Raw genomic sequence first — 26,679 nt, 5'->3', positions numbered from 1 at the left:
TCAGAACTGCTTGACGATCAGAACGTCCAAGCCTTCTCGATCGTCTGGCTGACGTTGTTGCCCAGCAGATCGCTCGCGCTGACCCGCACACTCGCGGCGGACGCACCCGCGGGAGGCTTTGGCAGCTTCGCCCGGACGGTGCCGAGTCCGCGCACCGACAGCTTCTGCCAGGTCTTCCCGTCGTAGGAGATCTCCGCGGTCGTGCGGAAGAGGCCCACTCCACGCACCCCCGGCTGATAAGCCGGAGTCAGCTCGAGCCACCCGTCGGTGTGCTTGTAGTCGACCTGCACCAGCGGCAGCACAGCCCGGCTCTTCGTAGGCACCGACAGGAAGTGCCACGTCGTGTGAGTCGCGGTAGACGTGGTCGCCCAGCTGTTCGACCCACGCTTCTGGTCCAGCGTCAGGTCGTACCAGGCCGCCCGCGCCGGCACCGCCCACTGCGCCACCGACCAGTCCGCGCTGCCGAACTCGACGCCGTTGCTGCTGAGCTTCATGCTCGTCACGTCGCCGCGATCACCCCAGCCGAAGACACTCCGATCGCCGCTCACGTACTGCGGAATCGCGATCCGCAACGCATTCTCGAACCGCGCCGGCGGCCAACCCTGCGCCAGGTCACCAGCGGAGTCCGACAACCCCGGTACGGCGGGACGCATCAGCGACTCCCACCAGCCCCGGGTGACCTGCTCCCCCGGGCGGTAGCTGCGCGGGATCGTCGACTCGTACCCGCTCTCGTTCCACTCCCCAGCCGAGGTCGTCTCGTCCCAGGTCACGCCCTTGAGGTCGGTGACCAGGTAGTCGGTCCGGCTCACGGGCCCGGTCACTGCTCGCGTCGACGTCAGCCCGGTGCTGATCCCGGGCAGATGCGCGATCCGCTGGTCGGTGTGCAGGAACCACGCGTCGTTGCGCTGGAAGTTCGTGGTCACCATGGCCGGGTGCAGCTTCGCGACGTCGTAGGTCAGCGGTCCCTTCACCGTCGACGGTCCGATCGCAACATCGTACCGGTAGGTGCTGTCGAGGACGCCGCTCAGCTTGAGCGATACCGGTCCCTTCGCGAGCGCGGCCAGCAGTTGCTTGCCCTGTTCGGAGCGCAGGAGGTAGAGCGGGACTCCTTGCTCGGTCCCGGTCGACCAGTAGCCGGGCGCCTCGTTGTAGACGAAGACCACCTTCGCGCCGGCCGCCTTCGCCGCCTGCACCTGCGCGACGATGTCGTCGGGTGAGATCCAGCGGATCAGCGCGATCTTGCCCTTGGCGCCGGTCAGCTCCGCCGGCGTACCGTCGCCGCCGTTGTAGAGCGGGACGTTCTCGTTGCCGACGTACACAGTCCGGTAGGAGCCCTCGCCGGGCGTCGGCAGGCGGCCGGCACCCGGTACGTCGACGGTCAGCTGCGGCTGGGCGAGATCCCAGCGCTGCACGACCTGGAACGTGCCGTTGGCGACCTTCCCGAAGTCCTGCACGTAGATGCCATTGGCAACCTTGCCGTCGAAGGCCCAGCCGGAGACGGCATCCCGGTCGCCGACCTTGCGATGCCAGGCGATGCCGATGCTCCGCGCGTCGGCCGGTCGCGGCGTCTTGATCGTCACCTTGTGCGCGGTCCGGGCGTCGAACGTGAAGGTACGGTCGGTGCCGATCCACTCGTCCGGATCGCCGAGCAACGTGATCGAGTTGGCCCAGTCCGCCTCGTCGCCACCCACCGCGTAAGCCATCACGCTGTATCGGCCGGTCGGTACGTCGAGGGTGCGGCTGCCGTTCTCGTCGAAGGCGATCGCGTTGACGTCACCGGTGTCCTGGTTCCACAGCTGCACGCCGCTCGCGCCGGCCGCGGTGGTCGCGGGCTTGCCGTCGCGCCCGATCGCCTTCACGGTCACCTGGTTCAACCGACCACCGGCGGCGAACCCGAGTCCGGTCCGGACGACGCTGCTTCCGCTGCGGGCGGTCAGGACGCCCGCGTAGTTGGCGGGCTTGGTCTTCGCCAGGTTGAGCGTCACGGCCGCGGACGCCGTACCACCGGCGGGGATGGTCAGTCGGGCTGGGCTCACCGTCAGCCCGGCCTCCACCCCCGCCGGAGACTGTGCGTCAACCGACAGGGTGAGCGTCACCGAGCGGTTCGAGTTGTTGCGGTAGGCAACTTTCCGGGTAACCGGTGCCGGCGCGGTCGGGCCGGTCCAGGACAGGTCGCCGAAGAACAGGTTGGCGGTGTCCGGGAGGACCTTCGGGTCGAGCGCGTTCGGGATGTCGATCAGGCCGAGGCCTTGTTGGTCGGTCCGGGCACCGGCCGATGGGACGGCGGTTGAGGCCAGCGCGGCCTTCAGTTGCGGGCCGGTCCAATCAGGATGGCGCTGGGCCAGGATCGCGGCGGCGCCGGCGACGTGCGGCGTTGCCATCGACGTACCGCTGAGCGCGGTGTAGTACTGGCCGAGGATGTGGCCCTGAGCTGTACCGGCGGCCCGGGCGGCCACGATCTCCACACCGGGAGCGGTCACCTCGGGCTTGAGCGCGCCGTCGCCGATGCGCGGGCCGCGGCTGGAGAAGTTGGCCAGCTTGTTGTCGGCGTCGACCGCGCCGACGGTCAGCGCCTCGGACGCCGCACCCGGGGATCCAACGGTCTGCTCGGCGCCGGCGTTGCCTGCTGCGATCACGAACAGCGTGCCGCTCGACTTCGTCAGCCGGTCGACGGCCTCGCTCATCGGGTCGGTGCCGTCCGACGGCAGGCCGCCGAGGCTCATGCTGACGACCTTCGCGCCCTGCTGGACGGCCCACTCCATACCGGCGATCGCCTCGGAGTCGTAGCCGCCGCCGCTGTTGTCGAGCACCTTGCCGATCAGCAGCCCCGCGCCGGGCGCCACGCCCTTCCGCTTGCCGTCGGACGCCGTACCGAGGCCGGCGACGATCGAGGCGGTGTGGGTACCGTGGCCGTGCAGGTCCTGGACCGCCTCGTCCGGGACGAAGCTCTCCGAGGCGACGACCTGCTTGGCGAGGTCGGGGTGGCCGGCGTCGTACCCGGTGTCGAGGACGGCGACCTTGACACCGTGGCCGTCGTACCCCTGCTTCCAGGCCGTCGGGGCACCTATCTGCTTGTCCGACAAGTCGTCGGTGGTGTGCGTGCGGCCGTCGAGCCAGATCTTCGTGACCTGGCTGGTCTTGAAGGTCGTCGGGCCGCTGATGCCGTCCCAGAACGCCTTCGCGTCGGACTTCTGCACGGTGACCGCGGAGCTTCCGACGCTGGTGAGCGTACGGCGGAGTGTCGCGGCCGACGGCGTACTAGGGGCGCTGCGCAGGGTGGCCGGCGCGGTCAGGAGGAGGGGTAGGCGATCGCTGCTCGCGTCGTCGTACCCCTGCGCAGCGAGTTCGGTGAGGTTGAAGAGGCGCTTGTCCAGGCGGCCCGCGGTGAGCAGCGGGTAGGCCTCGGACGGGATCAGGCTGAGCTCGCCGTCGAACGTGCCGAAGTAGTACGGCTCGTCGTCGGTTAGCCGGGCGGACACCTGCCCGTCGGCGCTCGTGGTCAGCTCGGCGACATCGCCGGTGACGAGCGTGATCCGCTTGACCGACGCTCCGGGCGTCGGATTGACGGCACCTGCGGGTTGGGCGGCGCCGGGTTGCGCGGCGTGCGCCGGGGTGGTCGTCAGCAGCAGGGAACTGACGACCACCGCGGCGAGCAGGCCGGACGTGGACCGGGACGATCGGCCAACTGACTTCGAGTACCGCACAGGCGGACACCTCCCGATGCCCCGACCCACGCGAGGCCATCATCGGGAGCCTGTCAGTTGCCTTCGGCCCCGGTCCACCGGTCCGTCTGACGTACACCCGCCATGACCGGTACCGGTCAGGCGAACCGCTTCGCCACGTTCTCGACGCGCTCCAGCAGATCCAGGTCGTACGCCACGCCGGGGATGTAGAAGATCACGTAGTCGGCGCCGGCCTCGAGCGAGGCCTCGACCTTGTTCGCGATCTCGTCCTCGGTGGTGATCAGGTTGTCCCGGTCGAACTTCTCCCGGTTCATCGGGCCGAGCGCCTTCTCGGTCGCCTTCTGCGGGTCGTCGCCCTTGTCGATCGGGAACACGTTGAGCCCGGTCGACTTGATGATCTCGTCGTAGTCGCGACCGATCTTGCGGCAGTGCTCCCGGAGGATGTCGCACTTCTCCTTGATCACCTCGGGGTTGCCGCCGCCGATGTTCGCGGCGTCGCCGTACTGCGCGACCAGCTTCAGCGTGACCTTCGGGCCGCCGCCGCCGATCCAGAAGCTCGGGTGCGGCTTGCGGACACCCTTCGGCTCGTTGATCGGCGCGTCGACCGAGTAGTACTTGCCGTTGTAGACCGGCTTGTCCTCGGTCCACATCTTGTAGATGATCTCGGTCGCCTCGCGGAACGCGGCCATCCGCTGCGGGATGTCGGTCCACTCGTAGCCGTACGCCTTCCACTCGTGCTCGTACCAGCCGGCGCCGATACCGGCGTACAGGCGGCCGTGGCTGGCGACGTCGACGGTGGAGGCGATCTTCGCGTAGAGCGCCGGGTTGCGGTAGCCGTTGCAGCCGACCATCTGGCCGATGTTCACCCGCTTGGTGTCACGGGCCAGCGCCGCGGTCGCGCTCCAGCACTCGAACGTGGTGTTGTCACTCGGCTCGGGCACCGTGTGGAAGTGGTCGAACAGCCAGATCGAGTCCCAGGACTGCTCGTCGGCGCGCTTGGCGACGTCGGTCATCGCCTCCCACTGCTCGATCGGATCGGCGATCTGGGCCAGATCCATCTTCCAGCCCTGCGGGACGAATACCCCGAAACGTGTAGTCATGCCGCCATCCTTTCTGGGGATGGCGGCATCGGTCCATGAATACGAGTACTGAATTTGCACTCAATCGGACCACTACAGCTTCTTAATTCACCTCGCGCTCAGGACGCCCGCTCCGATTCCGGAGTCGGTGCGGTGCACCGCCCGGGCAGCGAGGATCGCGTTCAGCGCGATCGGCGCCAGCCGGCCACCGAACTCCTGCCGGGTCAGCGCTGCCACACCGGCAGCAGTCGGCGCAGCCGCCGACGTACCGAAGAACCGGCAAGCACCTTGCACATTGGTCGGACAGGTGCCCGATCCGAAGCCGCCGGCTCCACTGACCGAGACACCGTCAGCGGCCGCCCAGTACGGCGCCGGGAAGCTCCGCGACGAACCGGGGACGCCCTTGCACGGACCCGGCTTCCCGCCCGGGCAGCGCGTGGTGGTGACGATCTGGGTCGGGCCGGCCGCGCTGTACGGCTCGAGCGCGATGGTCTTCGGGTCGACCGACAGGCTGGCGTTCACCGCACCGGCGCTGGTCGCGAAGCCCAGGTAGTTCGAGTCCGGGTTCATCGAGCCGGCCCGCTCCGGCGGGTCGATCGTCTGTACGCCGGCCGACAGTGCACGCCAGCGCAGATCGAGGATCGGCGCCTTGCGGGCGGTCGAGGTGCCCTGGACGTCGACGACGAGCTTGACGGGCTGCGCCACGCCGGTCGTGTTCTCGTAGATGAACTGCTCGATGGTGTCGCCGACCCCGTTCGCCTGGACCGCGTTGCTGGCCGCGAGGCACGTCGTACCGGAGGCGTCCATCAGATACAGGTTGAGGTCGGTGAATCCACCCTGACCGGCGGTCGGGTAGACCGCACGGGGCTCGCTCCACTGCAGCGTCGGCATGAACGCGGCGCCGGGCAGCAGGTTGAGGTCGTACGACGTGTCCGCGCCGCGGAGCTTCACCACGTTGTCGGGGGCGTTCGGGCAGCCGTTGAACGGTCCGATGACTCCGTCGGGGCCCTTGCCGGTGCCGACCGCGGTCACCCGCGGCGCGTGCCGGTTGCCGAGGTTGCCGGCCGAGGAGCTGATCCAGATCCCGTGCTTGGCCAGGCTCTCCGCGGTCGCGGCGCCGATGCCCTGCTGGAACGCCGGCTCGTCGTCGAGCGCGATGTCTTCGGCGATCATCGTGACGCCCGCGTTGGCCAGCGTGTGGAACGCCTCGACGTACTGCGCTGTCGTGTCCTGCGTACTGGCATAGGCCAGCTTCGCGCCCGGCGCCATGTCGTGGATGATCTCCAGCATCGCGGTGCCTTCGTCATCCTCGTACGAGGCGGCTTGCTGCAGCACCTGCACGTCCGGCGGCAACTCACCCGCGGCGACGGCGTCGGCCAGGTGGTCGACATCGCCGGAGATCGCTCCGACCTTCTGCCCGCGTCCGGTCAGCCCGCGCGCCTGGGCCTTGTCGGCCTTGTGGAGCTGGACTCCTTCGGCGGTGATCGGGCCGGCGTCGACGGCCGGACGGAGCGACGGGCGCAGGGCGGTCACCCAGCCGAGGCCGGCGAGCGCGTCGAGCTTGTCGTACGGCACCGAGGCGGAGACGAGTCCGGTGTTCGGCAGGTCCGCACCCGGTACAGCCTTGAAGTCGGCCGAGTTCTTCAGCACCGAGACTCCGAGCCTGGACAGGTCGCCTTCCTGCGCCGCGGTCACCGGCGCCGCGGCGTACACCTGCACGCCGATCCGGCCGCCGTCCGTCACGCCGAGCGCGCGAGCCTGTGGGCCGGCGGCCTTCGCCTTGGCCGACGCGCCGGCCTTGGCGAGCGCCGCACTCTGCCGCAGCATCGTCGGAATCTTGGCCGAGGCCGCCGGTTCCTGTGATGACGCCGCCGTCGCGGGAGACACCACCGCAACCACAGCCATCGGAACGATCAGCGCCACGCTGCTCAGCACGTACCGGAGCTTCATGGAGTCCCCTCCCCCTCGTCGCCGGGACCACAGTCACCCACCCACCAACCAACTGTCCAGACTTCACGTCCCACCCGAACGGACGCAAGGGAGAACTCTCATCGACAGATTCGAGCAGTTGTTCGCGACTGCCACGCGTGGAGCGTGAGAGCGCTCTAGTTTCGGAACCGGTGAGGTATTGACCGGTGGGGTGGGAGGGCTGAGAGTCGGGCCGAACGCGGGTGTGAGGCTCGCGCTGAGGTGGGGAGCGGCCATGCGTGGTTTGCGGCGGATTGCTGTAGTGGCGGCGGCGGCACTGGTCGCGGGGCTGCTGGTGTCCAGCCCGGCGGTGGCCGATGATCCGACGCCGATCACGTTGGCGGCGTTCGAAGGGGGCGAGCCGTTCGCCTACCCGCCGAACGCGGGCATCTTCACCTGGGGCAGCGATGCCGACGACCCGCCGACGATGGAGCTCCAGACCCGCGCGGACGCCCCCGCCGGTGAGAAGGTCCTGCACGGGACCTACAACATCAGCGGGTACGGCGGCTTCAGCCACGACATCACGTACGACGTGAACCCGGCCGACTGGTCGGCGTACAAGGGCATCCGGTTCTGGTGGTACGGGCAGAACACCGCACCGCTCCCGCCCGGCTCCGGCAAGCGGATCTTCTTCGAGATCAAGGACGGCGGCGCGAACGCCGAGGCCTCCGAGCTGTGGAACACCAGCTTCACCGACGACTGGCAGGGCTGGCACCAGGTCGAGATCCCGTTCAGCGAACTGCAGTACCGCGGCGACTACCAACCGGTCGGCGGCATCGACCAGATCCTGAACCTGACCCACATGTGGGGCTACGCGTTCACGATGCCGGTCGGCTCGCCCGGCGAGTTCGCGATCGACCAGGTCGAGGTGTACGGCAAGGCCGACCCGGCGCTGAAGGCGAGCGTCGTCACCGACGCCGGCGTCTACCCGGTCAAGGAGGGCGCCACCGCGCAGGTGAAGGTGTCCGTCGCCACCACCGACAGCTCGCCGCTCGAAGCACCGGTCACCGTCGACTACAAGACCGGCACCGGCAGCGCCTCAGCCGCCGACTACACACCCGTCGCCGGCACGATCACCTTCCCGGCCGGTACGGCGTCCGGCACCAGCCAGACCGTCGCGGTGACAACCAAGAAGGACCACACCGCCGAGCCCGCCGAGACCATCCCGCTGGAGCTCACGGTCACGGGCGCAAAGGCACCTGCAAACCCGGTCGTGGTCATCAACGCGCACGACCTCCCGTACCTGAACCCGAAGCTCCCGATCAAGAAGCGCGTCGACGACCTGCTCGCCCGCATGACCACGGCCGAGAAGGTAGGCCAGATGACCCAGGCCGAGCGCAACGCATTGCGCTCTCGCACGGACATCGCGTCGTACAACCTCGGCTCGCTGCTCTCCGGTGGCGGCTCGGTCCCGACCCCGAACATCCCGGCCGCGTGGGCCGCGATGATCGACAACTTCCAGCTGAACGCGCAGGCGACCCGGCTGCAGATCCCCTTGATCTACGGGGTCGACGCGGTTCACGGCCACAACAACGTGGTCGGGGCAACGATCCTGCCGCACAACATCGCGATCGGCGCGACCCGCGATCCGGCGCTGGCGCAGAAAGCCGGTGAGGTGACCGCGACCGAGGTCCGCGCGACCGGCATCCCGTGGGACTTCGCGCCGTGCCTGTGCGTGGTCCGCGACGACCGCTGGGGCCGTGCGTACGAAGGATTCGGTGAGGATCCCGCGCTCGTGCAGTCGATGGAGACGGTCATCACCGGCCTGCAGGGCAAGGCCGACGGCAGTCAGCTCAAGCAGAACAACCACGTGCTGGCGACGGCGAAGCACTTCGTCGGTGACGGCGGTACGACGTACGGCAGCTCGACGACCGGCTCGTACAAGATCGATCAGGGCATCACGCAGGTCACCCGGCAGCAGCTGGAGACGTTGCACCTGGCACCGTTCAAGACCGCGGTGGATCTCGGCGTCGGCACCGTGATGCCGTCGTACTCGAGTATGTCGATCGACGGCGCCCCGCCGGTGAAGATGCACGGGAACGGCGAGCTGATCAACGGCGTGCTCAAGCAGCGGATGGGCTTCGACGGCTTCGTGATCAGCGACTGGCAGGCGATCGACCAGCTGCCGGGCGACTACGCGAGCGACATCCGTACGTCGATCAACGCCGGCCTCGACATGATCATGGTGCCGACGAACTACCAGGGCTTCACCCAGGGCCTGACCGACGAGATCGCCGCCGGCCGGATCCCGATGACCCGGATCGACGACGCCGTACGGCGCATCCTGACCGAGAAGTTCAAGCTCGGCCTGTTCGAGCACCCGTACGCCGATACCTCCAACATCGCCTCGATCGGATCGGCCGCCCACCGCACGGTCGGCCGCCAGGCCGCGGCGGAATCCCAGGTGTTGCTGAAGAACGACGGCAACCTCCTGCCGTTGAACGCCGGCCAGAAGGTTTATGTTGCCGGTAGCAACGCCAACGACCTGGGCAACCAGATGGGCGGCTGGAGCATCACCTGGCAGGGCGGTTCGGGCGCGACGACAACCGGTACGACGATCCTCGACGGGATAAAGCAGGTGGTGCCGACGGCAACGTTCAGCGCGGACGCCTCCGCTCCGCTCGAGGGTCATGACGTCGGCGTGGTCGTGGTCGGCGAACGCCCGTACGCCGAGGGAATCGGTGACGTGGGCAATGGTCACGACCTGCAGCTCACGGCCGCGGACAAGGCCGCGGTGGACAAGGTCTGCGGTGCGATGAAGTGCGTCGTCCTGGTCGTGTCCGGGCGCCCGCAGGTGATCGCGGACCAGCTCGGCAAGATCAACGCCGTGGTCGCCTCCTGGCTGCCTGGCACCGAGGGCGCGGGCGTTGCCGACGTACTGTTCGGCAAGGTTCCGTTCAGCGGTCGCCTGCCGGTCAGCTGGCCGCGGACCGAGGACCAGCAGCCGTTGAACGTCGGCGACGCGTCGTACGACCCGCAGTACCCGTTCGGTTGGGGTCTGACGACGCAGGCAGCGGCTCGACAGTCGTTGACCGAGGCACGCAACAGCCTGCTGCGCAAGCATGATGCGTATGCGGTAGCGGCCGGGGTCGCGGCGAGTATCGCGCTCGGCGTCAAGGACTGGTCGGGGCCGCAGGCAACCATCGCGCTGGCCGCAGCCGCACAGTCCGCCAAGCTCCTCGAGCGCACCAAGGCCGACACCTTCGCCGAGGACGACGCAATTGTCGGCGTGGGCCGGTGGATCGCCCAGAACCACATCGGTCAGAACCTGAACGAACCCGCGTCCAAGCTCATCTCGGACGCAGACCACGCCCTCCTCAGCGGGCAGCTCAGCACCGCGGTCAGCAAACTGATCGCGGCGTCCAAGCTCCCGCAGTAAGTGATGGCCGGGGCGGTGACCCCTCATCCGCCCCGGCCATCACGTCCCCGTCCCCGTGGGTCAGCGGGTCACCTTCGCCGCCGCCTGGCGGGCCAGCTTGTCGAAGTTCGGCGCGGGCACACCCGGCCCCATCTCGCTGAACGCGAGGACCGAGACGTTGCGGCCCTTCAGCGTCACGGCGTACGGGAAGCCGCCGGCCTCGCTGCCCGGGTCGTTCGGCTTCGGGTAGTCGTACCAGCGGATCACCTGGGTGAGATCGCCGGACGCGCCCTTCACCACCCGGTTCTCGGTGATCTTGCGCGCATGCGTCGGCGCCGGCTTGCTGTACGTGCAGCTCTTCAGCGTCGCGATCACCGAGTTGTACGCCGCCTTCGCGGCCGCCGCGTTCGCGTACTGGCTGACGTACTGCGCGCCGTACGCGTCCATCTCGTCGGTGAATCCGCGCGCCATCCGCGCCGAGACGTGCTTACCCTCGGTCGACGCGGGACCGCAGTACGTCCGTGGCAGGATTCCCCTGTCAACCTGCCGGAACCAGTTGCGTCGCGCGTCCACCTTCTTCACCTCGCCCACGGTCAGCAGCTGCGAACGGCTCAACGCCGTGGTCGCAGTCGTGCTCGACGTCGCGGCATCCGCGCCGCCCATCCCCAGCACGCCGATCCCGGCGGCCATCGCGCCTACCGCTGCACCGGCCGCGAGCATCCCCCGCAGCTTGCCCCCAGCAACCTTCATCTCTCGTCCCCTCGTTGGTCGGTTGTGCACGAGTAGACGACGGGTCCGGCGGAAAAGTTGGTTCCGGTCTAGACAGATGTTCGGCTGCGCAGGCGGCGGAGCATCCGGGCGTCCTCGAAGCCGACGGTGCGGGCGGCTGTTTCGATCGTGGTCCCGTGGCCGATGAGGTGTTCGGCGCGCTCCAGGCGGAGGAGTTGCTGGTAGCGGAGCGGGGTGAGCCCGGTCGCGGTGGTGAAGATGCGGGTCAGCGTGCGCTCGCTGACGCCGACCTGGCCGGCGAGATCGGAGAGCAGGAGGCGATCGGCGTACCGGGCGTCGATGACGTCCTGGACGCGGTGGGCCAGATCGCTGAGATGACCGCGGTGGCGGAGCATGGCCGACTCCTGCAGTTCATCGCCGTTGCGGCGGGCGTAGACGACCATCTCGCGCGCGACGCGGGCGGCCGCCTCCGCGCCGTGGGCGACCGCGACCAGGTGCAGGGTGAGGTCGATACCGCTGGCAATGCCGGCGGACGTGATGACGCGGTCGTCCTCGACGTACAGCACATCGCGGACGATCGCAGCCCGCGGGTAGCGGGCGGCCAGCTCGTCCGTCAGATCGTGGTGGGTCGTGAACCGGCGGCCGTCGAGCAGACCGCTCGCGCCGAGCGCATCGGCGCCCGAGCAGACACTCGCGACCGTGCCGCCGCCCGCATGGTGGTCGCGTAGGCGCCGGCGGGTCCCCTGACCGATCGGCGGGACCGGCGACAACCGTGGCGATCGCCATCCAGGCACGACGATCAGGTCGCCGGGTCCCACCTCCGGCCAGTCCAACTCTGCGCGTAACGGCACGCCCTGCGCGGTCATGACCTCTTCGGATTCGGCGACGTAACTGACCTCGTAGGAGTACCCGAGGTCGTTCGCCGTCGTGAACACCTGCGCCGGCCCGGCGAGATCCAGCAGGTGCACCTTGGGCACCAGCACGAAGACCACCCGGGTGGGACGCATCCGGTCAGGATGTCACGGGTACGGCGGTGAGCTCGTCGAGTGTCCGGATCGTGGCGAACCGGCCGGCCAACACGTACTCCGTCCGCTCGGCGACCTGCTCCGCCGTCAGGGTCCGGGGATCGGCGAGGATCTCCTCGACCGACGCCTCCTCGCGGATCGACCAGTGCGCCAGCGCCATCGTCGCGGTCGCCTCGGTCACGAACACGACGTCGTACCCGAGGTCGGACCCGACCCGGGCGGTCGTCTCGCAGCACTGCTCCGTACGGATGCCGCTGACAACGATCTCGGAGACGCCGTGCTGGGTCAGCAACTGCTGCAGATTCGTTGTGGTGAAGGCGTTGTGGGACGTCTTGCTGATCATCGGCTCGCCGGGCAACGGTTCGAGACCGTCGATGAGCCGGACGTAGCCGTTGGCCGGGTCGAACGGGCCGCCGGTGCCGGGCTCGGTGTGCAGCACCCAGACGACAAGGTCGCCCTTGTCCCGGGCCGCGTGCACCAGCCGGTTCACCCGGTCGGCGATGTCCGGGTGGTTCACGAGTTGCCAGTTCGCGCGGGTCCGGAAGGACTCCTGGACGTCGATCACGATCAGTGCGGTTCGGCTCATGTGCACATGATCGCCCGCGGACGGCGGAGCAGAGAAGGCTCGATCGGGGCCCGGACCGGACCGATCTGGTCATCACCGCGAACAGGGTGAAGAGATCGGACGAATTCACACCCATCCGAACTGTTCCAAACACCGGTCTGGCGTGCTTATCGTGCCAAGGTCTGCTTCTACAACGATTGAGGGGATTGCGATGCCCGATCACCTGCCCCGCCGCCAGGTCCTCCGGACCGCCGGCGCACTGGGCCTCGGTGCCGCCGCCGCGGGCGCTCTCACCAGCACCGCGGAAGCCAGTACCCAGACCAAGTCAGCCGCTGGTACGACGGATAAGTTGAGCGCCATGGGCGAACACCACGGCAAGCTCGAGATCCGTAAGGACCCGTTCGGCACCACCCCGGACGGCCAGGGTGTGGACGTGTACACGTTCACCAACGGCCGGGTGACGATCTCGATGCTCACCTGGGGCGCGACCATCCAGCGGGTCGAGACGCCGGACCGCCGCGGCCGGACCACGAACATCAGCCTCGGCTTCGACAACCTGCCGGACTACGCGGCGCTCAGCCCGTACTTCGGCGCCACCATCGGCCGCTACGGCAACCGGATCGCCAAGGGCAGGTTCACGCTCGACGGGACGACGTACCAGATCCCGATCAACAACGGCGAGAACGCCCTGCACGGCGGCTCGATCGGCTTCGACAAGAAGGTGTGGAAGGCCAAGGTCGTCAGGTCCGACAAGGCCGTCGGCGTCGCGTTCACCTACGTCAGCCCGGACGGCGAGATGGGCTTCCCCGGTGAGCTCACCAGCACCGTCACGTACACGCTGGACAAGCGCGACAACCTCCGGATCGACTACCACGCGACCGTCGCGGGCAAGCCGACCATCGTCAACCTGACCAACCACGTGTACTTCAACCTGCTCGGCGAGGGCAACGGCACCATCTACGACCACGTGCTCGAGCTGAACGCCGCGAAGTACACCCCGGTCGACGTGAACCTGATCCCGACCGGCGAGATCGCCCCGGTGGCCGGTACGCCGTTCGACTTCAACCGGCCGACCGCGATCGGTGCCCGCCTCCGCGGCGACCACCAGCAGCTGATCTTCGGCCGCGGCTACGACCACAACTTCGTCATCGCCGGTCATCCGGACAGCCACGGCCTGCGCCTCGCGGGCCGCTTCACCGAACCCGAGCACGGGCGCACGATCGAGGTCCACACCGACCAGCCCGGCGTCCAGTTCTACAGCGGCAACTTCCTCGACGGCACCTTCCTCGGCATCGGCAACAAGGCCTACCGCCAGGGCGACGCCTTCGCCTTCGAGACCCAGCACTTCCCCGACTCCCCCAACCACCCCAACTTCCCGTCCACGGTCCTCCGCCCCGGCGAGACCTACAAGAGCACGACGATCTACAGCTTCGGCACCAAGTAGGACCAGCGAGGTGCAGGACGCCGTCCTGCACCTCGCCATTGCCTGCACCGGCCAACGGGCGCACGCTGGCGGGTAGAGGGTGGGTGACGGGTTGTGGCGAGGGCGGCGCCGGCGATCGAACCGGCCCGCGGACCGGGGCCGTGGGCGCTGTGGGCGACGGTCGTGGCCGGTTTCGGCACGCTGGTCGTCTCGGTCGCGCTCGCGATGGCCGGAGACGAGCTGGTCCGGCCGGGTCTGCAGGCACTGCTCTTCAACTGGATCACCGTCCCGTACCTGATAAGCGGCACCCTCGCCTGGTGGCGACGACCGGCGAGCCGGCTCGGTCCGCTGATGATCGCCACCGGATTCGTCATGGCGCTGACCGCGCTGCAGTGGTCGACCGTGCCCGTACTGCTCTCGATCGGTCATCTGCTCGACCTGCTTCCGGCAGCGATGTTCCTTCACGTGTTCCTCGCGTATCCGACCGGACGGGTGGTCGGACGCCGCCGCCAGATCGTCGTCGCCGCCGGCTACGCGACGGCCGTCGCACTGCAGCTCGCGAAGATCCTGCTCGGGATCAACCCGGACAGCCTCTTCACCGTCACGACGCGGCCGGACCTGGCCGGCCGGATCGAGCAGGTCCAGCTGATCACGATGAGCGTCCTGCTGCTCGTCGGCGCCGCCCTTCTTCTGGTACGGCGACCGTCCGCGAGTCCGGTCCGTCGACGCCCGGTGGCGTTGCTCGTGGACAGCTTCGGACTGGCGCTGATCATGCTCGCGGTCCTGTTCATCGGCGGTCTGCGTGGCTGGCCGCAGATCGAAACGGTCCGGCACGTGACGTTCGCCGTACTCGGGCTCGCGCCGGTCGTGTTCCTGCTCGGGCTGCTCGACGCCCGACTCGCCCGTACCGACGTCGGCGCACTGCTGATGGACCTGCGCGCCGACCCGGCCGGAGACCTGCGCGTGCCGCTGGCGCGAGCCCTGCACGACCCCTCGTTGACGCTTGCCTTCTGGCTACCGAAGTACGGCAGCTGGGCGGACTCGGACGGACATGCCGTCACGCTGTCCGGTGGATCCGACGGACGGGCGACGCGGGTGATCTATCGCGACCAGGAGCCCGTCGTTGCCCTCGAGTTCGACCGGTCGCTCGAGGACGAGCACGAGTTGCTGGACGCCGTCGCCGCGGCGGCCGGAATCGCCTTGGAGAACAGCCGCCTGCAGGCAGAACTCCGCGCCCGGCTGCACGAGTTGCAAGGTTCTCGCGCGCGGGTCATCGATGCCGAGCAGCAGGAGCGGAAGCGGCTCGAACGCAATCTGCACGACGGAGCCCAGCAGCGCCTGGTCGCGCTGGCCCTGGAGATCGGGCTGATCGCCGGCCGGTCCGCGGACGACGCCGACACCAAGGCGCGGCTGATGCAGGCCAAGCAGCAGGTCACCGCCTCGCTGGACGAACTCCGTGATGTTGCCCGCGGCATCCATCCCGCGGTCCTGACCGGGCACGGTCTCGCCGTCGCGCTGGAGTCCCTGATCGCACAGGCCGCCGTCCCGGTGACGCTCGAGGTCACTGCCGAAGGAAGGCTGCCCGAGCACGTCGAGGTCGCGGCGTACTACGTGGTCAGCGAGAGCCTCACGAACATCGCCAAGCACGCCCACGCGAGTACTGCGTCCGTCCAGGTCACCCGTTCCGCCGGCCGGCTCGTCGTCGAGGTGGTCGACGACGGCGTCGGTGGAGCGGACACCGAACGCGGGTCGGGTCTGCGCGGTCTCGCCGACCGGGTCGAGGCGATCGGCGGGCGGCTCCGGATCTGGAGTCCCGCCGGCGGCGGCACCCGGCTCGAGGCGGAGATCCCATGCGCGTAGCCATTGCCGAGGACAGCGTGCTGCTGCGCGAGGGGCTCACCCGGATCCTCGGCGAGGCCGGCCTGGACGTGGTCGCGGCGTACGACAATGCCGACGACCTGCTCCAGTACGTCCGCGGCTTCCCGCCGGAGGTCGCGATCCTCGACATCCGGTTGCCACCGACCCACAACGACGAAGGGATGCGCGCCGCGCTGCAGATCCGCGAGCGGCAACCCGGAGTCGGAGTACTCGTGCTGTCGCAGTACCTCGAACTCGGTCTGGCCATGCAGCTGCTGTCCGAATCGGCCGAAGGCGTCGGCTACCTGCTGAAGGACCGGATCAGCGACGTCGAGGACTTCACCGGCGCCGTACGACGGGTTGCCGCCGGTGGCTCGGCCATCGATCCGAAGATCGTCTCCACCTTGCTGCAACGGCGGCGCAGCGACGATCCGCTGGCCGTGCTGACCCCGCGCGAACGTCAGGTACTGGAGCTGATGGCGACCGGTGCCTCCAACCAGGGCATCGCCGACGACCTGGTCGTCACGTTGCGGGCCGCGGAGAAGTACGTCTCCGGCATCTTCACCAAGCTCGGCATCCCGTCCACGCGGAGCGAGTCCCGCCGGGTGCTCGCCGTACTGCTGTACCTGCGCGCCTGACGGCACACCAGAAACCCGAACCCCATCTCCACCGGTTGCCCGGTCTGCCGAACACGTCTGCCTCCACGAGTCTCGAAGGAGACCACTGGAGGCGCTGTGAAGACCCGAATCATCCAGAACCAGCCCGACGACGACGGCAACCTGCCGCCCGCCCGCGCCGCGGAACCACCCGGCAACCACCTGTCCGCAAGGAGATCCGTCATGTCGTTCGTCCGCAACCACCCGGTCATCAGCTTCTTCGTCCTCGCCTACGCACTCACCTGGGCGACCCTCCCGTTCGGCAGTTTCTTCGCCCCGGGCGCGCTGCTCGCCGCACTCGTCATCGCCTTTGTCAACGACGGCCTAGCCGGCCTCCGGGCCATCGGCGCCCGGCTGATCCGCTGGCGGGTCCGCTGGGTCTGGTACGTCGTCGCGATCGCGGTACCGCTCGCCGTCCACTTCGTGACGATCGGGATCAACCAGGCGATGGGCGCACCGTCGCCCCACTCCGGGCAGTTCGCGCCGTGGTACGGACTCGCTCTCGTCATCGGCATGAACATGGTCGACCCGATGGGTGGACCGTTCAGCGAGGAACCGAGCTTCCGCGGGTTCGCCCAGTCGAAGCTCCAGACGACCCGTACGCCGCTCGCCGCGACCGCGCTGATGGCCGTCGCGATCGCCGGCTGGCATCTGCCGCTGTTCCTGATCTCGTCGTACGGGCTCCAGCCCTACGAGGCCGTGACCACGGTCGCCGTCACCTTCTGGTACGGGTGGCTGTTCAACCACGCGGCGGGCAGCGTGCTCATCACGCTCATCGCCCACGCCACCGAAGGCAGCATCAACACCAGCGACCTCTGGCCCGCCGGCCCCGACCTGTCCCGCGAGACCTGGCTGTACGTCGTGGTCTGGTCCGCCGTCGCCATCACCTTGCTCATCGGCAGTCGCCGCTTCTGGACCCGCCCTGCCCCATCCGCCGCCACCTCCTCCGCCCCGACATCGGAGCGTGTCTCATGACCACCGCACCGCTCGCCCCCGCACCACCAGTACGTCGATCCTGGAGCGGCTGGCGCACCCTGCTCGTCGTCGTGGGTGGCGTGTTCGCGACGGTCAGCGTCATATTGTTCGCCATCGGCGGCGTCGGCCTGTGGGCCCAGCACCAGCGCGACAGCAACGGATACTTCACCGCGGGACCGGAACACCTCACCACAACGTCGTACGCGCTGTCGGCTCCGTCGCTCGACATCGGCGGCGCCGGACCCGACGCCCTCTACACCGACGATTTCCTCGGTGACATCCGGATCGACTTCGAGTCGAAGACACCCGGTACGGCGGTGTTCGTCGGCATCGGTCCGGCGGCGGACGTCGCGGCGTACCTGAACGGTGTCGGCCACGACGAGGCCGCGGACTTCGAGGTCGATCCCTTCAAGCTCTCCACCACATCCCGGGCCGGAGACGAGCCGTCCGCCGCTCCCGCCACCCAGTCCTTCTGGGTCGCCTCCGCCACCGGCACGGGACCCAGCACGCTGACGTGGAACACCAGTGGCGGCGATTGGTCCGTCGTGATCATGAACGCCGACGGCTCGCGCAACGTCGCCGTCGACCTGAGCGTCGGCGGCACGCTGCCCGCCGTCGAGGGCATCACGGTCGGCGCGCTCGTCGGCGCCGTCGTACTGCTGATCATCGGGACCGCCGTCATCGTCGCGGCAGTGGCAACCCGGCGCGACGCGCTGGGACAACAAGCAAGGGTTACCTAACTTGCCTAGGGTGAGGCCATGGTGCTGCAGATTCCGTTCGAGGATGCGTTCCGGTTCGATCCGTCGCCGACGTTCGCGGAGCTCCGGGAGAACGAGCCGGTGGCCCGGGTGCGGACGCTGGCGGGTGCTGAGGTGTGGCTGGTGACGCGGTACGACGACGTGAAGCTCGTGCTCGCGGATCCACGGTTCTCGCGGGCCGCCGTGGTGAAGCAGGGGGCGCCGCGGGTCGCGCTGGCCAAACCGATGCCGAACAGCCTGACCACGACCGACCCGCCGGAGCACACCCGGCTGCGAAGGTTGGTGGTGCCAACGTTCGCGCACCGGAAGATCGAGCGGACCCGGCCGTGGGTGGCGGAGCTGTCGGCGCAGCTGGCCGAGGACGTCGCCCGCGCCGGGGACGGTGCGGACATCCGGCAACTGGTGGCGTTGCCGTTGCCGATCCAGGTGATCTGCCAGCTGCTCGGCGTACCGTATGCGGATCGCGCGCAGTTCCGGGAGTGGACCGAGCTCGGCTACAGCATGAAGATGGCCGAGAAGGATCTGGTCGAGGACGCGATGACCAACCTCACGGCGTACATCGAGGACCTGGTCACGAAGAAGCTGGCGAACACGGACCAGCCGGCCGAGGACCTGCTCGACGAACTCGTGCGGGCGCGCGAAGAGGGCGATCGGCTCAGCCAGGAAGAGCTGATCGCGTTCGGGGTGAACCTGCTGGTCGCCGGTCACGAGACGTCGGCGAACCAGATCTCGAGCTGCGTCGCCACGTTGCTGCGCTGGCCGGAGAACTGGGCCCGGCTGGTCGAGGAACCTGAGCTGGTTCCGACGGCGATCGAGGAGCTGCTGCGGTTCAACCGGTTCAGCGAGGTCGGGCAGCTCCGGGTCGCGGTCGAGGATCTCGAGCTGCACGGCGTACAGATCAAGGCCGGCGAGGGTGTGATGGCCGCGCTCAACTCGGCCAACCGGGATCCGCGGGCGTACGACGCTCCGGACGAGCTACAGGTGGATCGGCAGGACAACAAGCACATGTCGTTCGGCTTCGGGCCGCACTTCTGCCTCGGCGCACAGCTGGCCCGGATCGAGCTGCAGGAGTCGCTACTGGCGCTGGTACGACGGTTCCCGCGGATGAGCCTCGCGAAGCCGGCCGAAGAGCTCGAGTGGCGTCGCGTGCTGGTGAGCGGTCTCGCAGAACTGCCGGTGAACCTGGGAGGTCCACCGGCAGCTGGATGACTCAGTTCTGCGAGGCGAACACGACTCCGTGTTCGGTCTCGTACTGCTCGATGAAGCGTGCGGCCATCGGCTCGCTGCAGTTGACCGCGGTGGCGAGGTTCCTGGCCGAACGCTCATGACCCGCAGGCCAATCGGCCAGCATGTTCCACGCGCGCATGCGCTTCTTCTCCAGGTCAGTCGGCTCGGCCGGTTCTTCCTCGACCGGCTTGCTGACGACGACCGGCTCGACCTTCGGCGTGGTGATCAGGGCCGGCGGCTCCGGGTCCGTCGGCCCGGCGAACGGCGACGGCGGCTTGGGCTTCTCCACCGTCGGCTCGGCCTTCGGCTGCGGCGCGAACGGCTTGAGCTTGCCGGAGGCACCGTTCGTGCTGCCGTTGACGACATGCTGCGGCTCGCCGGCGTCCTCGACCACGACCGCCTCGGCGACCGACTCGTCGCCCTCCGGCGGCTGGTCGACGATCGCCATCAGCTCGCCGGTCCAGGCGTCCTCGTCGCGCAGCGACACACCGCTGTTGTCCACTCGTCGCGGCTGCCCGCCCTCGAGCACCCAGACAGCGGCCGGCACGGCCGGACCCTCCTCGGGCTCCGGCGGCGGCGAGATCGCCTTGGTCAGCTTGCTGGTGATGACCTCGTAGTTGATCCGCTCCTCGAGCATCCCGGCCAGCCGGTCGGGGTCGTACGTCGTCTCGGCGATCTTCGCCAGCCGCTCGTCCTGGTGCTCGGACCGGATGTACTCCGCGACCGTGCCGGCGATCGCCTCGCGACGACTCCGGTTGCGGATCTGGTGCTGGGCCGCCCGCAGGCTCTCGTACAGGCCGTAGCCGTGCTCGATCGCCAGCGAACGCGCCAGCCAGGTGACCCGCGGCTCGCGGGCCCACTGCACGACGCCGTACACCGGGCCGGTCTCACGCATCTGCCCGGCGCGGCGCAGTGCGTCGCGGCGACGGGCCGAGCTGTGGATCAGCCAGAGCACGTAGGCGAACGCGGACAGGCCGCCGAAGCCGAAGGCGAGGAAGCGCTCCTCCGGCCGCCAGTGGCCGACCACGTTGAACACGACCGCGACGAGCGCCGCGAAGAACGACATCGCGCGATAGGCGTAGGCCTGCTCGCCCTTGCGCCGGCGGAGGTCTGCGAGCGCTGCGGTAGCGACGCCACCGAGCTCGAGCACCGCGACCGCGGGCGTGACGAGGATGATCTTGAGCAACGGCGAGAAGCCGTCGCTCGGCCAGGGGATGTGGGTCACGCCGGCCCAGACCTGGCCGACCAGCGCCGCGGCAGCCGCGGTCGCGTAAAAGGCGTAGGCAACCTTGTCCGCACCGGTAAGGGGTACGTTGACCAGTTCGCCAGTACTGGTGCTGCTGGTGTTCTCCTGCAAGACGTGCACTCCTGACCGGTTTGGGCTCTCCGGCAGTTCGTCGGGTGGGTGGAACGGCGGCCCCCATATAGCGCGCTGCACGAGGCTACCGGTTTCCGGCCCCGGAAGGGGAGGCGAATCCGGAAACGTCTCGAACCTCCCCACAACCTGACTCATTCAAACGACTCATATCCTCGCATCCATGGTCCCGACCGCGCGATCCCTCCCCGACCCCGACGCGCTCGCCGCACACCTCGCGGAACGCTACGGACTCGAATTCACCGGCGCCGTCCTGCTCCGCTCGCTGGTCAACGACGTGTACGAGCTCACGGATGGCGACGGTCCGCGGTACGTCCTCAAGCTCTACCGGTACGACGGCCGCCATCCCGACGAAATCCGTTGGGAGACAGGGCTTTCGGCACATCTGCGGTCGGCCGGTGTACTCGCTCCGACCGTCGTTCCGCTGCTCGACGGAGACACCGTCGGACTGCTCGAGACCCCGGAAGGACCCCGCGCGTTCACCCTCTCGACGTACGTCGAGGGCCGCAAGCCGGAGCCGCCGTTCACCGACGAGTTGTACGCCGCCTTCGGTGCGCAACTCGCCGCATTCCACAATGCCGCCGGCAACTACACGTCGCCGTACTTCCGTCGGCCGGCCGACGTCGTCCACCGGCTCGACGAACCGCTCGAGCAGATTCTCGCTGTGGATAACTCGGAGGAAAACCTGCTCCGGTCGCTGGCGGCTGCTGTACGGAACAACCTCGCGCAGTACTCAAAGGCAGGAACCTGCCACGGCGACGTCACGATGGACAATGTCTTGTTGACCGCGCAGGGACTTCTGCTGCTCGATTTCGATCTCGCGGCGGTCGGTCCGTTGGCCGCGGATTTCACCGGCGTCGCGACGACGCCGCACTGGGACGCGTTCAAGGCCGGGTACGGCGGGATCAGCGCGGAGGACGAAGCGGCGATCCCGTACCTGCAGGTTGTCGGGAGCATCTTCAACCTGCGCTTCCACCTCGTCGACAAGCCACGGTTCCGCGGTACGGAGTCGCGGGGTGAGGGGTGGGCGGCGGCGGAGCTCGACGGGCTGCGCGCGGCGGCCGCGGTACTGCTCTGAGTTCACAGCAAGGTGCCAGGGAACGCGAAGCTGGGTTGAGGACTCGCGGCACATGCTGGATACATGAGGGTTGCGGCGCGGTCGTTGAGTGTGCGGGTCGCGGCGGCGATGGTGGCGCTGGTTGCGGTGGTGAGTCTCGTGATCGGCGCGCTGACGACCGCCGCGATCAGCTCGTACCTGACCAAGCAACTCGACGGGAAGGTGGCCGCGACCCAGGGGCGGGCGATCAACGCGCTGGTCAAGGGCAGCGGACCGCCGCCGGACGCGCCGCACGGGCAGGACGCGGGCACCGTGACCGTCTACGTCACACCGTCCGGGGCCGAGGGCAACGTGATCACCTCGGACGGCACGCTCACCGCTCTCGGTGACCCGGCAGTCGGCATGCTCGACGACCTGACCGCCGGCCAGAACGGCACTGTCGACCTACCGGACCTCGGCGAGTACCGGGTGCACGCATCCAGCGTCGGCGCGGTCACGGTGATCACCGGGCTCCCGACGAAGGACATCCAGAACACCATCAACAGCCTGATCGGCTGGGAGGTGCTCTTCGGCGGCATCGGCGTACTGACCGCGGGCGGTGTCGGGGTGTTCGTCGTACGGCGTCAGCTGCGGCCGCTGCGCCGGGTCGCGCAGACGGCGCGCGAGGTGGCCGGCCTGCCGCTCGACACCGGGGAGATCGGGGTGACGGCTCGCGTACCCGACCAACTCACCGACGAGCACACCGAGGTCGGCCAGGTGGCGGTCGCCCTCAACAAGCTGCTCGGTCATATGGAGAACGCCCTCGACGCACGGCACCGCAGCGAGCAGCAGGTCCGGCAGTTCGTTGCCGATGCATCCCACGAGCTCCGTACGCCGCTGACGACGATCCACGGCTACGCACAGCTGAGCCTCCGCCAACGCGATCCCGAGCTCTACGGGCACGCCATGGGAAAGGTCATGGTCGAGACCACTCGCATGGCGTCGTTGGTCGAGGATCTCCTGCTACTCGCCCGTCTGGACGCCGGTCGCCCGCTCGATCGTCGCCCGGTCGACCTGTCCCGGCTCGCCCGCGACTCGGTCACCGATGCCCAGATCGTTGCCCCCAGCCACCATTGGAAGCTGGAGCTGCCGTCGGACCCGATCGTGATCATCGGCGACGAACAGCGCCTGCATCAGGTCGTCACGAACCTGCTCACCAACGCCCGCCGCCACACCCCGGCCGGTACGACGGTCACCGTCGCGGCCAAGCTCGCCGACGCCTCCGCCGTACTCACGATCCACGACGACGGGCCCGGCATCCCTGCGGACCTGCTCCCGAACGTCTTCCAGCGCTTCACCCGGGCCGACACGGCGCGCACCAGCACTACCGGCGGCACCGGCCTCGGACTCTCGCTGGCCCAATCCATCACCCACGCGCACAACGGCACGCTGACCCTCAGCTCAACCCCGGGCAACACCAGCTTCACGCTGGCCCTGCCTACCTAGAGCTGGGCGGTCGGGCTGCCTACTCCGCGGAGGAGGGTGTCGACGAGCAGCGTCGCGAGGGCGTCGGTGTCGTCGGGGTCGTCGTCGCGGCGGTTCTGGCAGACCTCGTGGAGGAGGGCGTAGTAGATGCGGCGGGCCCAGATCGGGTCGACGTCGGCTCGCAGTACGCCGGCTTGCTTGAGGCGCTCGAACAGGCGGTCGCAGGAGGCGACGACGCCGGCCATCAGCTCGTCGCTCTCGCTGCTGGCGGCAAGGGCCGTGTTCATCGAGAAGCCCCAGGACAGCTTGACCCGGAGGGCGTTCGCGGTCGCTTGGTAGAGGGCGACCATCGGCGGCGCGGTCTCGAACCGGGCCTCGTCGACGGCACTCGCGAGCTGCTGCGACGCCCAGGTCTTCATCGCCATCACGAGCGCCTCGCGGGTGGCGAATCGCCGGTGCACGGTCGTCCGGGCGACGCCGGCCGCGGCGGCGATCTCCTCCATCGAGGCGGACGGGTTGCGGTTCAGGACTCGCTCGGCCGCCTCGAGGATCGTCCGCACGGTCCGCTCGGCGTCTGCGCGCATGACAAAAGTGTACCCGGAAGTCACCTCTGCTCACCTACTTGCGACACTTGTGTTGCAAGTAGTACGTTTTCAGGGTCAGCACCGATGCAACTAAGGATGGTCATGGATCTTCAGTTGAAGGACAAGAACGCGCTCGTCACCGGTGCCAGCCGCGGGATCGGCCTGGCCGTCGTCGAGCAGTTGGTCGCGGAGGGCGTGCGCGTCGTCGCAGTCGCCCGGACCAGTACGCCGGAGCTGCGCGACACCGGCGCCTTCGTCGTACCGGCGGATCTCGCGACCGCGGACGGGCCGGAGCAGGCCGTGGCCGCGGCTCTTGCCGAGGTCGGCGAACTCGATCTACTCGTGAACAACGTCGGCGGTGGCGACGGCGAGCTGGCCAGCGGGTTCCAGGCGATCGACGACGACACTTGGCGCGAGCTGTTCGACGTGAACTACTTCGCCACCGTCCGTACGACGCGGGCCGCGCTCCCGAGCCTGCTCCGCCAGGGCGGTGCGATCGTCAACGTCTCGTCGAACTCGGCACGGGTCCCGTCCGGCGGCCCAGCGCCGTACACAACCGCAAAGGCGGCTTTGACCGCACTCGGGAAGGCACTCGCGGAGGAGTTCGGCCCACAAGGCGTGCGCGTGAACACCGTCTCCCCCGGCCCCGTGCGGACAGCCCTGTGGACCGACCCCGACAAGTACGGCGGCCAGCTAGCCCGCACCCTCGGCGTGCCCCACGAGGCCCTACTGGAAGGCCTCCCCCAACAGATCGGCATGCTCACCGGCCGCCTGATCGAGCCGTCCGAGGTAGCCGCCCTCGTCGTCCAACTCTGCTCACCCCTAGCCGCAAGCATCGTCGGCGCCGACTACCTGATCGACGGCGGCAGCGTAAAAACCGCCTGAGCTCAAGTCGCCGCGAGTGCCTTGGTCGCTTGTGCGGCGAGGCCGGTGGCGCGGTTGTCGTCGGAGAGGCCGTCGGCTACCAGTACGGCGTAGCGGAGGCGGAGGGTGTCGCCGGCGGGGAACGGGAGTTCTTCGGAGAAGAACGGGGCTGGGCAGACGGCGGCGAAGTCTTCCGAGCGGACGAACCACTCCGGTGGGTGGCGGACGTTGTCGCCGGCGTCGGCGATGATGATCGTCGACGCCGTGTCGGTCTCGTCCTGGCGGGCGGTGAAACCCATCCACGGTGCGCGTTGACCGCGGAGCTCGTCGCGGCCCTTGCCTTGCGGGGCGAGGATCGTGCCGTTGGTGAACGCACGCGGTCCGCGCCAGAACAACCCGCCGTACCCTGCGTTCGGCCGGCCGGCTGTGGTCGGGCTGCCGATCTGGATGTTGCCGCCGGACACGTTGGTCATCGCGGTCTCGTAGACCAGCACCCAGCCGTCGTCCGCGAGCCGCGTGGTGATCGTGCGCGTCTCGTCGACGACGTGCTTGCCACCCTCGGTGTGCCAGGACAGGTGGTGCGCGAACCGGACCTCATCGTCGGACACGTCCAGCGCGTCGACCCGGTCGTGGTCCTGCGACCCGTTGTTGCCGAGCGGCTTGTACCCGTTCTCCTTGGTGTACGTCGGTCCGCCCCAGAAGTTGTCGTGCCCGAAATGCGGCAACGACCACGACATCCCCTTGTGCCACAGGTGATCCCACGGCCGGTACACGCTGACCAGGTCGCCGGTCAGCGTCCGCATCGGGTGGAAGTACGGCCGCGGCGACTCGTACTGCGGATCGTCCGCGTTGTAGACGTAGGTGAACAGCTCGCCGCCGCCCGCCGTCACCTGGATCGATTGGTTGACAGCGTGATTGCAGCCGAGATTCATGCGTTCTCCCGCGGTGGTTGCTTTGTCCATGGCGCCCCGAGCTCGCTGAACAACGCCAGCTCGTCCGAGGCCCGGTCGATCCAGTTCTCGACATTGAGAACGATCGGCCGGCGCTCAAGTCCTTCGCCTTCCCACTCCACGAACTCGTCCGGGATCTCCGTCGGGTCCGCCGCCGTCCGCACAGCTTCGACCACGCGAGTGAACCCACCCGTCGCAGCCAGCGGCACATACAGCGGTACGGCGGGATCCGCCCGATGCGCGAGCAGATTCTCCAGAAGATCCGCCCGCCCGTACTTCGTCCCGCCGAGCCGGTCCGAGGCATACTCCAGTACTGCGTTCCCCTCGGACCCGTGCACGATCACGGCCGGCTCGAGATGCTCGACCGCGCACAACGTGACCGCGATCAAGATCGTCGTACCGCGGCTCGTCACGATCCGGACCGTCGACGTGTCGTCGGACTCGATCGGATTCGCGCGGTACAGCTCCGTCTCGACCGACCGTACGTCGTCCACGCCCGTCGACTCGTCCAGCAGCAACGCCGCCGCGGTCGCATGCGCCAGCGGATTCGTCACCGCGCCGTCGACGACATCGACACCGTCGAGCCGCCGCTTGCCGGCCCAGCGCGCCCGACCGAAGTACTTCGCCGTCCGCACCCACTTCCCGACCGCACTGATCCCGCGGATCTCACCCAACTGCCCGTCCGCGACCATCTTCGCGAGCGTGAGAGTCGCCTCGGACGCCTGCGCCTGGAAACCGACCTGGCACGCCCGCCCGGTCTCGTCGACAAGCTTCGTCAGCTGCTCGAACTCGGCCAGCGACGCGGTCGGCGGCTTCTCCAGCAGTACGTCGGCGCCCGCGCGCATCGCCAGCTCCGCCAGCGGGACGTGCGTCTGGATCGGCGTACTGATGATCACGACATCGACTTCAGTTGCCACGAGCAACTGTTCCAGACTGTCGAAGGCGCGCACGCCCTCGACCGGACGGGGATCGGCGACCCCGACCAGTTCGGCCCGGCCGGCCTCGGCCAGCCGGGCGACGTTACGAACATGGGAGGCGCCGTGGCCGTGGACTCCCGCCACGGCCACGCGCGGCCTCGTCAT

The 26,679-nt window shown here is 68.7% G+C and carries 20 protein-coding genes; 10 read left to right on the top strand and 10 right to left on the bottom strand.

Annotation, left to right across the window (positions count from 1 at the left end; all coding sequences use genetic code 11):
* Positions 1-17: 17 nt before the first annotated feature.
* The 3 genes from ACFWUU_RS19090 to ACFWUU_RS19080 all read right to left on the bottom strand — a co-directional run bounded on the left by ACFWUU_RS19090 (position 18) and on the right by ACFWUU_RS19080 (position 6,712).
* Complete coding sequence (locus ACFWUU_RS19090; RefSeq protein WP_380177111.1) at positions 18-3,704, bottom strand: S8 family peptidase; 3,687 nt, start codon at positions 3,702-3,704, stop codon at positions 18-20.
* A 116-nt stretch (positions 3,705-3,820) separates the two neighbouring features.
* Entirely contained in the window at positions 3,821-4,783 is a 963-nt protein-coding gene (locus ACFWUU_RS19085; RefSeq protein WP_137256573.1) for an LLM class F420-dependent oxidoreductase, read from the bottom strand.
* A gap of 87 nt (positions 4,784-4,870) precedes the next feature.
* Complete coding sequence (locus ACFWUU_RS19080) at positions 4,871-6,712, bottom strand: S8 family serine peptidase (RefSeq protein ID WP_380177110.1); 1,842 nt, start codon at positions 6,710-6,712, stop codon at positions 4,871-4,873.
* A gap of 253 nt (positions 6,713-6,965) precedes the next feature.
* On the opposite strand from ACFWUU_RS19080, the gene ACFWUU_RS19075 reads away from it, so the two are divergent.
* Positions 6,966-10,109: a glycoside hydrolase family 3 N-terminal domain-containing protein gene (locus ACFWUU_RS19075; protein WP_380177109.1), complete on the top strand. Its 3,144-nt coding sequence runs from the start codon at positions 6,966-6,968 to the stop codon at positions 10,107-10,109.
* A 60-nt stretch (positions 10,110-10,169) separates the two neighbouring features.
* On the opposite strand, the gene ACFWUU_RS19070 is transcribed toward ACFWUU_RS19075, so the two are convergent.
* From ACFWUU_RS19070 to ACFWUU_RS19060, 3 genes are all read right to left on the bottom strand, one after another.
* Positions 10,170-10,838 carry a hypothetical protein gene (locus ACFWUU_RS19070; RefSeq protein WP_380177108.1) on the bottom strand — a complete coding sequence of 223 codons (669 nt, stop codon included), beginning with the start codon at positions 10,836-10,838 and terminating at the stop codon, positions 10,170-10,172.
* Positions 10,839-10,906: 68 nt separating this feature from the next.
* Positions 10,907-11,824: a GlxA family transcriptional regulator gene (locus tag ACFWUU_RS19065; protein WP_380177107.1), complete on the bottom strand. Its 918-nt coding sequence runs from the start codon at positions 11,822-11,824 to the stop codon at positions 10,907-10,909.
* Between the two features lie 4 nt (positions 11,825-11,828).
* Positions 11,829-12,428: a cysteine hydrolase family protein gene (locus tag ACFWUU_RS19060; RefSeq protein WP_380177106.1), complete on the bottom strand. Its 600-nt coding sequence runs from the start codon at positions 12,426-12,428 to the stop codon at positions 11,829-11,831.
* A gap of 190 nt (positions 12,429-12,618) precedes the next feature.
* On the opposite strand from ACFWUU_RS19060, the gene ACFWUU_RS19055 reads away from it, so the two are divergent.
* The 6 genes from ACFWUU_RS19055 (at position 12,619) to ACFWUU_RS19030 (ending at position 19,285) form a co-directional block, all read left to right on the top strand.
* Entirely contained in the window at positions 12,619-13,851 is a 1,233-nt protein-coding gene (locus tag ACFWUU_RS19055) for an aldose epimerase family protein (RefSeq protein ID WP_380177105.1), read from the top strand.
* Between the two features lie 93 nt (positions 13,852-13,944).
* Positions 13,945-15,690: a sensor histidine kinase gene (locus ACFWUU_RS19050; RefSeq protein ID WP_380177104.1), complete on the top strand. Its 1,746-nt coding sequence runs from the start codon at positions 13,945-13,947 to the stop codon at positions 15,688-15,690.
* Entirely contained in the window at positions 15,681-16,325 is a 645-nt protein-coding gene (locus tag ACFWUU_RS19045) for a response regulator (protein ID WP_380177103.1), read from the top strand. The genes ACFWUU_RS19050 and ACFWUU_RS19045 overlap by 10 nt, the downstream gene beginning before the upstream one ends.
* A gap of 96 nt (positions 16,326-16,421) precedes the next feature.
* A complete protein-coding gene (locus ACFWUU_RS19040; protein WP_380177102.1) occupies positions 16,422-17,318 on the top strand; it encodes a CPBP family intramembrane glutamic endopeptidase in 897 nt (298 codons plus the stop codon).
* Positions 17,315-18,058 (top strand): hypothetical protein, encoded by a 744-nt coding sequence (locus tag ACFWUU_RS19035; protein ID WP_380177101.1) that lies wholly within the window; start codon positions 17,315-17,317, stop codon positions 18,056-18,058. Before ACFWUU_RS19040 ends, ACFWUU_RS19035 begins: the two co-directional genes overlap by 4 nt.
* Before the next feature lie 18 nt (positions 18,059-18,076).
* The gene (locus ACFWUU_RS19030; RefSeq protein WP_380177100.1) at positions 18,077-19,285 is read left to right on the top strand and encodes a cytochrome P450; all 1,209 of its coding nucleotides are present in this window, start codon (positions 18,077-18,079) and stop codon (positions 19,283-19,285) included.
* A gap of 1 nt (position 19,286) precedes the next feature.
* Here ACFWUU_RS19030 and ACFWUU_RS19025 read toward each other — a convergent pair whose 3' ends face one another.
* Positions 19,287-20,660 carry a hypothetical protein gene (locus ACFWUU_RS19025; protein ID WP_170989855.1) on the bottom strand — a complete coding sequence of 458 codons (1,374 nt, stop codon included), beginning with the start codon at positions 20,658-20,660 and terminating at the stop codon, positions 19,287-19,289.
* Positions 20,661-20,841: 181 nt separating this feature from the next.
* On the opposite strand from ACFWUU_RS19025, the gene ACFWUU_RS19020 reads away from it, so the two are divergent.
* Both ACFWUU_RS19020 and ACFWUU_RS19015 read left to right on the top strand, forming a co-directional pair.
* A complete protein-coding gene (locus ACFWUU_RS19020; protein WP_380177099.1) occupies positions 20,842-21,756 on the top strand; it encodes a phosphotransferase enzyme family protein in 915 nt (304 codons plus the stop codon).
* Positions 21,757-21,819: 63 nt separating this feature from the next.
* On the top strand, positions 21,820-23,220 hold the full coding sequence (locus ACFWUU_RS19015; RefSeq protein WP_380177098.1) for an ATP-binding protein: 1,401 nt from the start codon (positions 21,820-21,822) through the stop codon (positions 23,218-23,220).
* On the opposite strand, the gene ACFWUU_RS19010 is transcribed toward ACFWUU_RS19015, so the two are convergent.
* Positions 23,217-23,783: a TetR/AcrR family transcriptional regulator gene (locus tag ACFWUU_RS19010; protein ID WP_380177097.1), complete on the bottom strand. Its 567-nt coding sequence runs from the start codon at positions 23,781-23,783 to the stop codon at positions 23,217-23,219. The genes ACFWUU_RS19015 and ACFWUU_RS19010 overlap by 4 nt on opposite strands.
* A 102-nt stretch (positions 23,784-23,885) precedes the next feature.
* On the opposite strand from ACFWUU_RS19010, the gene ACFWUU_RS19005 reads away from it, so the two are divergent.
* Entirely contained in the window at positions 23,886-24,668 is a 783-nt protein-coding gene (locus ACFWUU_RS19005; protein ID WP_380177096.1) for an SDR family NAD(P)-dependent oxidoreductase, read from the top strand.
* Positions 24,669-24,670: 2 nt separating this feature from the next.
* Here ACFWUU_RS19005 and ACFWUU_RS19000 read toward each other — a convergent pair whose 3' ends face one another.
* Positions 24,671-25,579 carry a PmoA family protein gene (locus ACFWUU_RS19000; RefSeq protein ID WP_380177095.1) on the bottom strand — a complete coding sequence of 303 codons (909 nt, stop codon included), beginning with the start codon at positions 25,577-25,579 and terminating at the stop codon, positions 24,671-24,673.
* Complete coding sequence (locus tag ACFWUU_RS18995; protein ID WP_380177094.1) at positions 25,576-26,679, bottom strand: Gfo/Idh/MocA family protein; 1,104 nt, start codon at positions 26,677-26,679, stop codon at positions 25,576-25,578. The genes ACFWUU_RS19000 and ACFWUU_RS18995 overlap by 4 nt, the downstream gene beginning before the upstream one ends.

This window comes from Kribbella sp. NPDC058693 (assembly GCF_042715335.1).
Classification (GTDB): domain Bacteria; phylum Actinomycetota; class Actinomycetes; order Propionibacteriales; family Kribbellaceae; genus Kribbella; species Kribbella jiaozuonensis.
The sequence above is the reverse complement of the archived record's forward strand: the minus strand, read 5'-3'. Positions and strand labels throughout refer to the sequence as shown.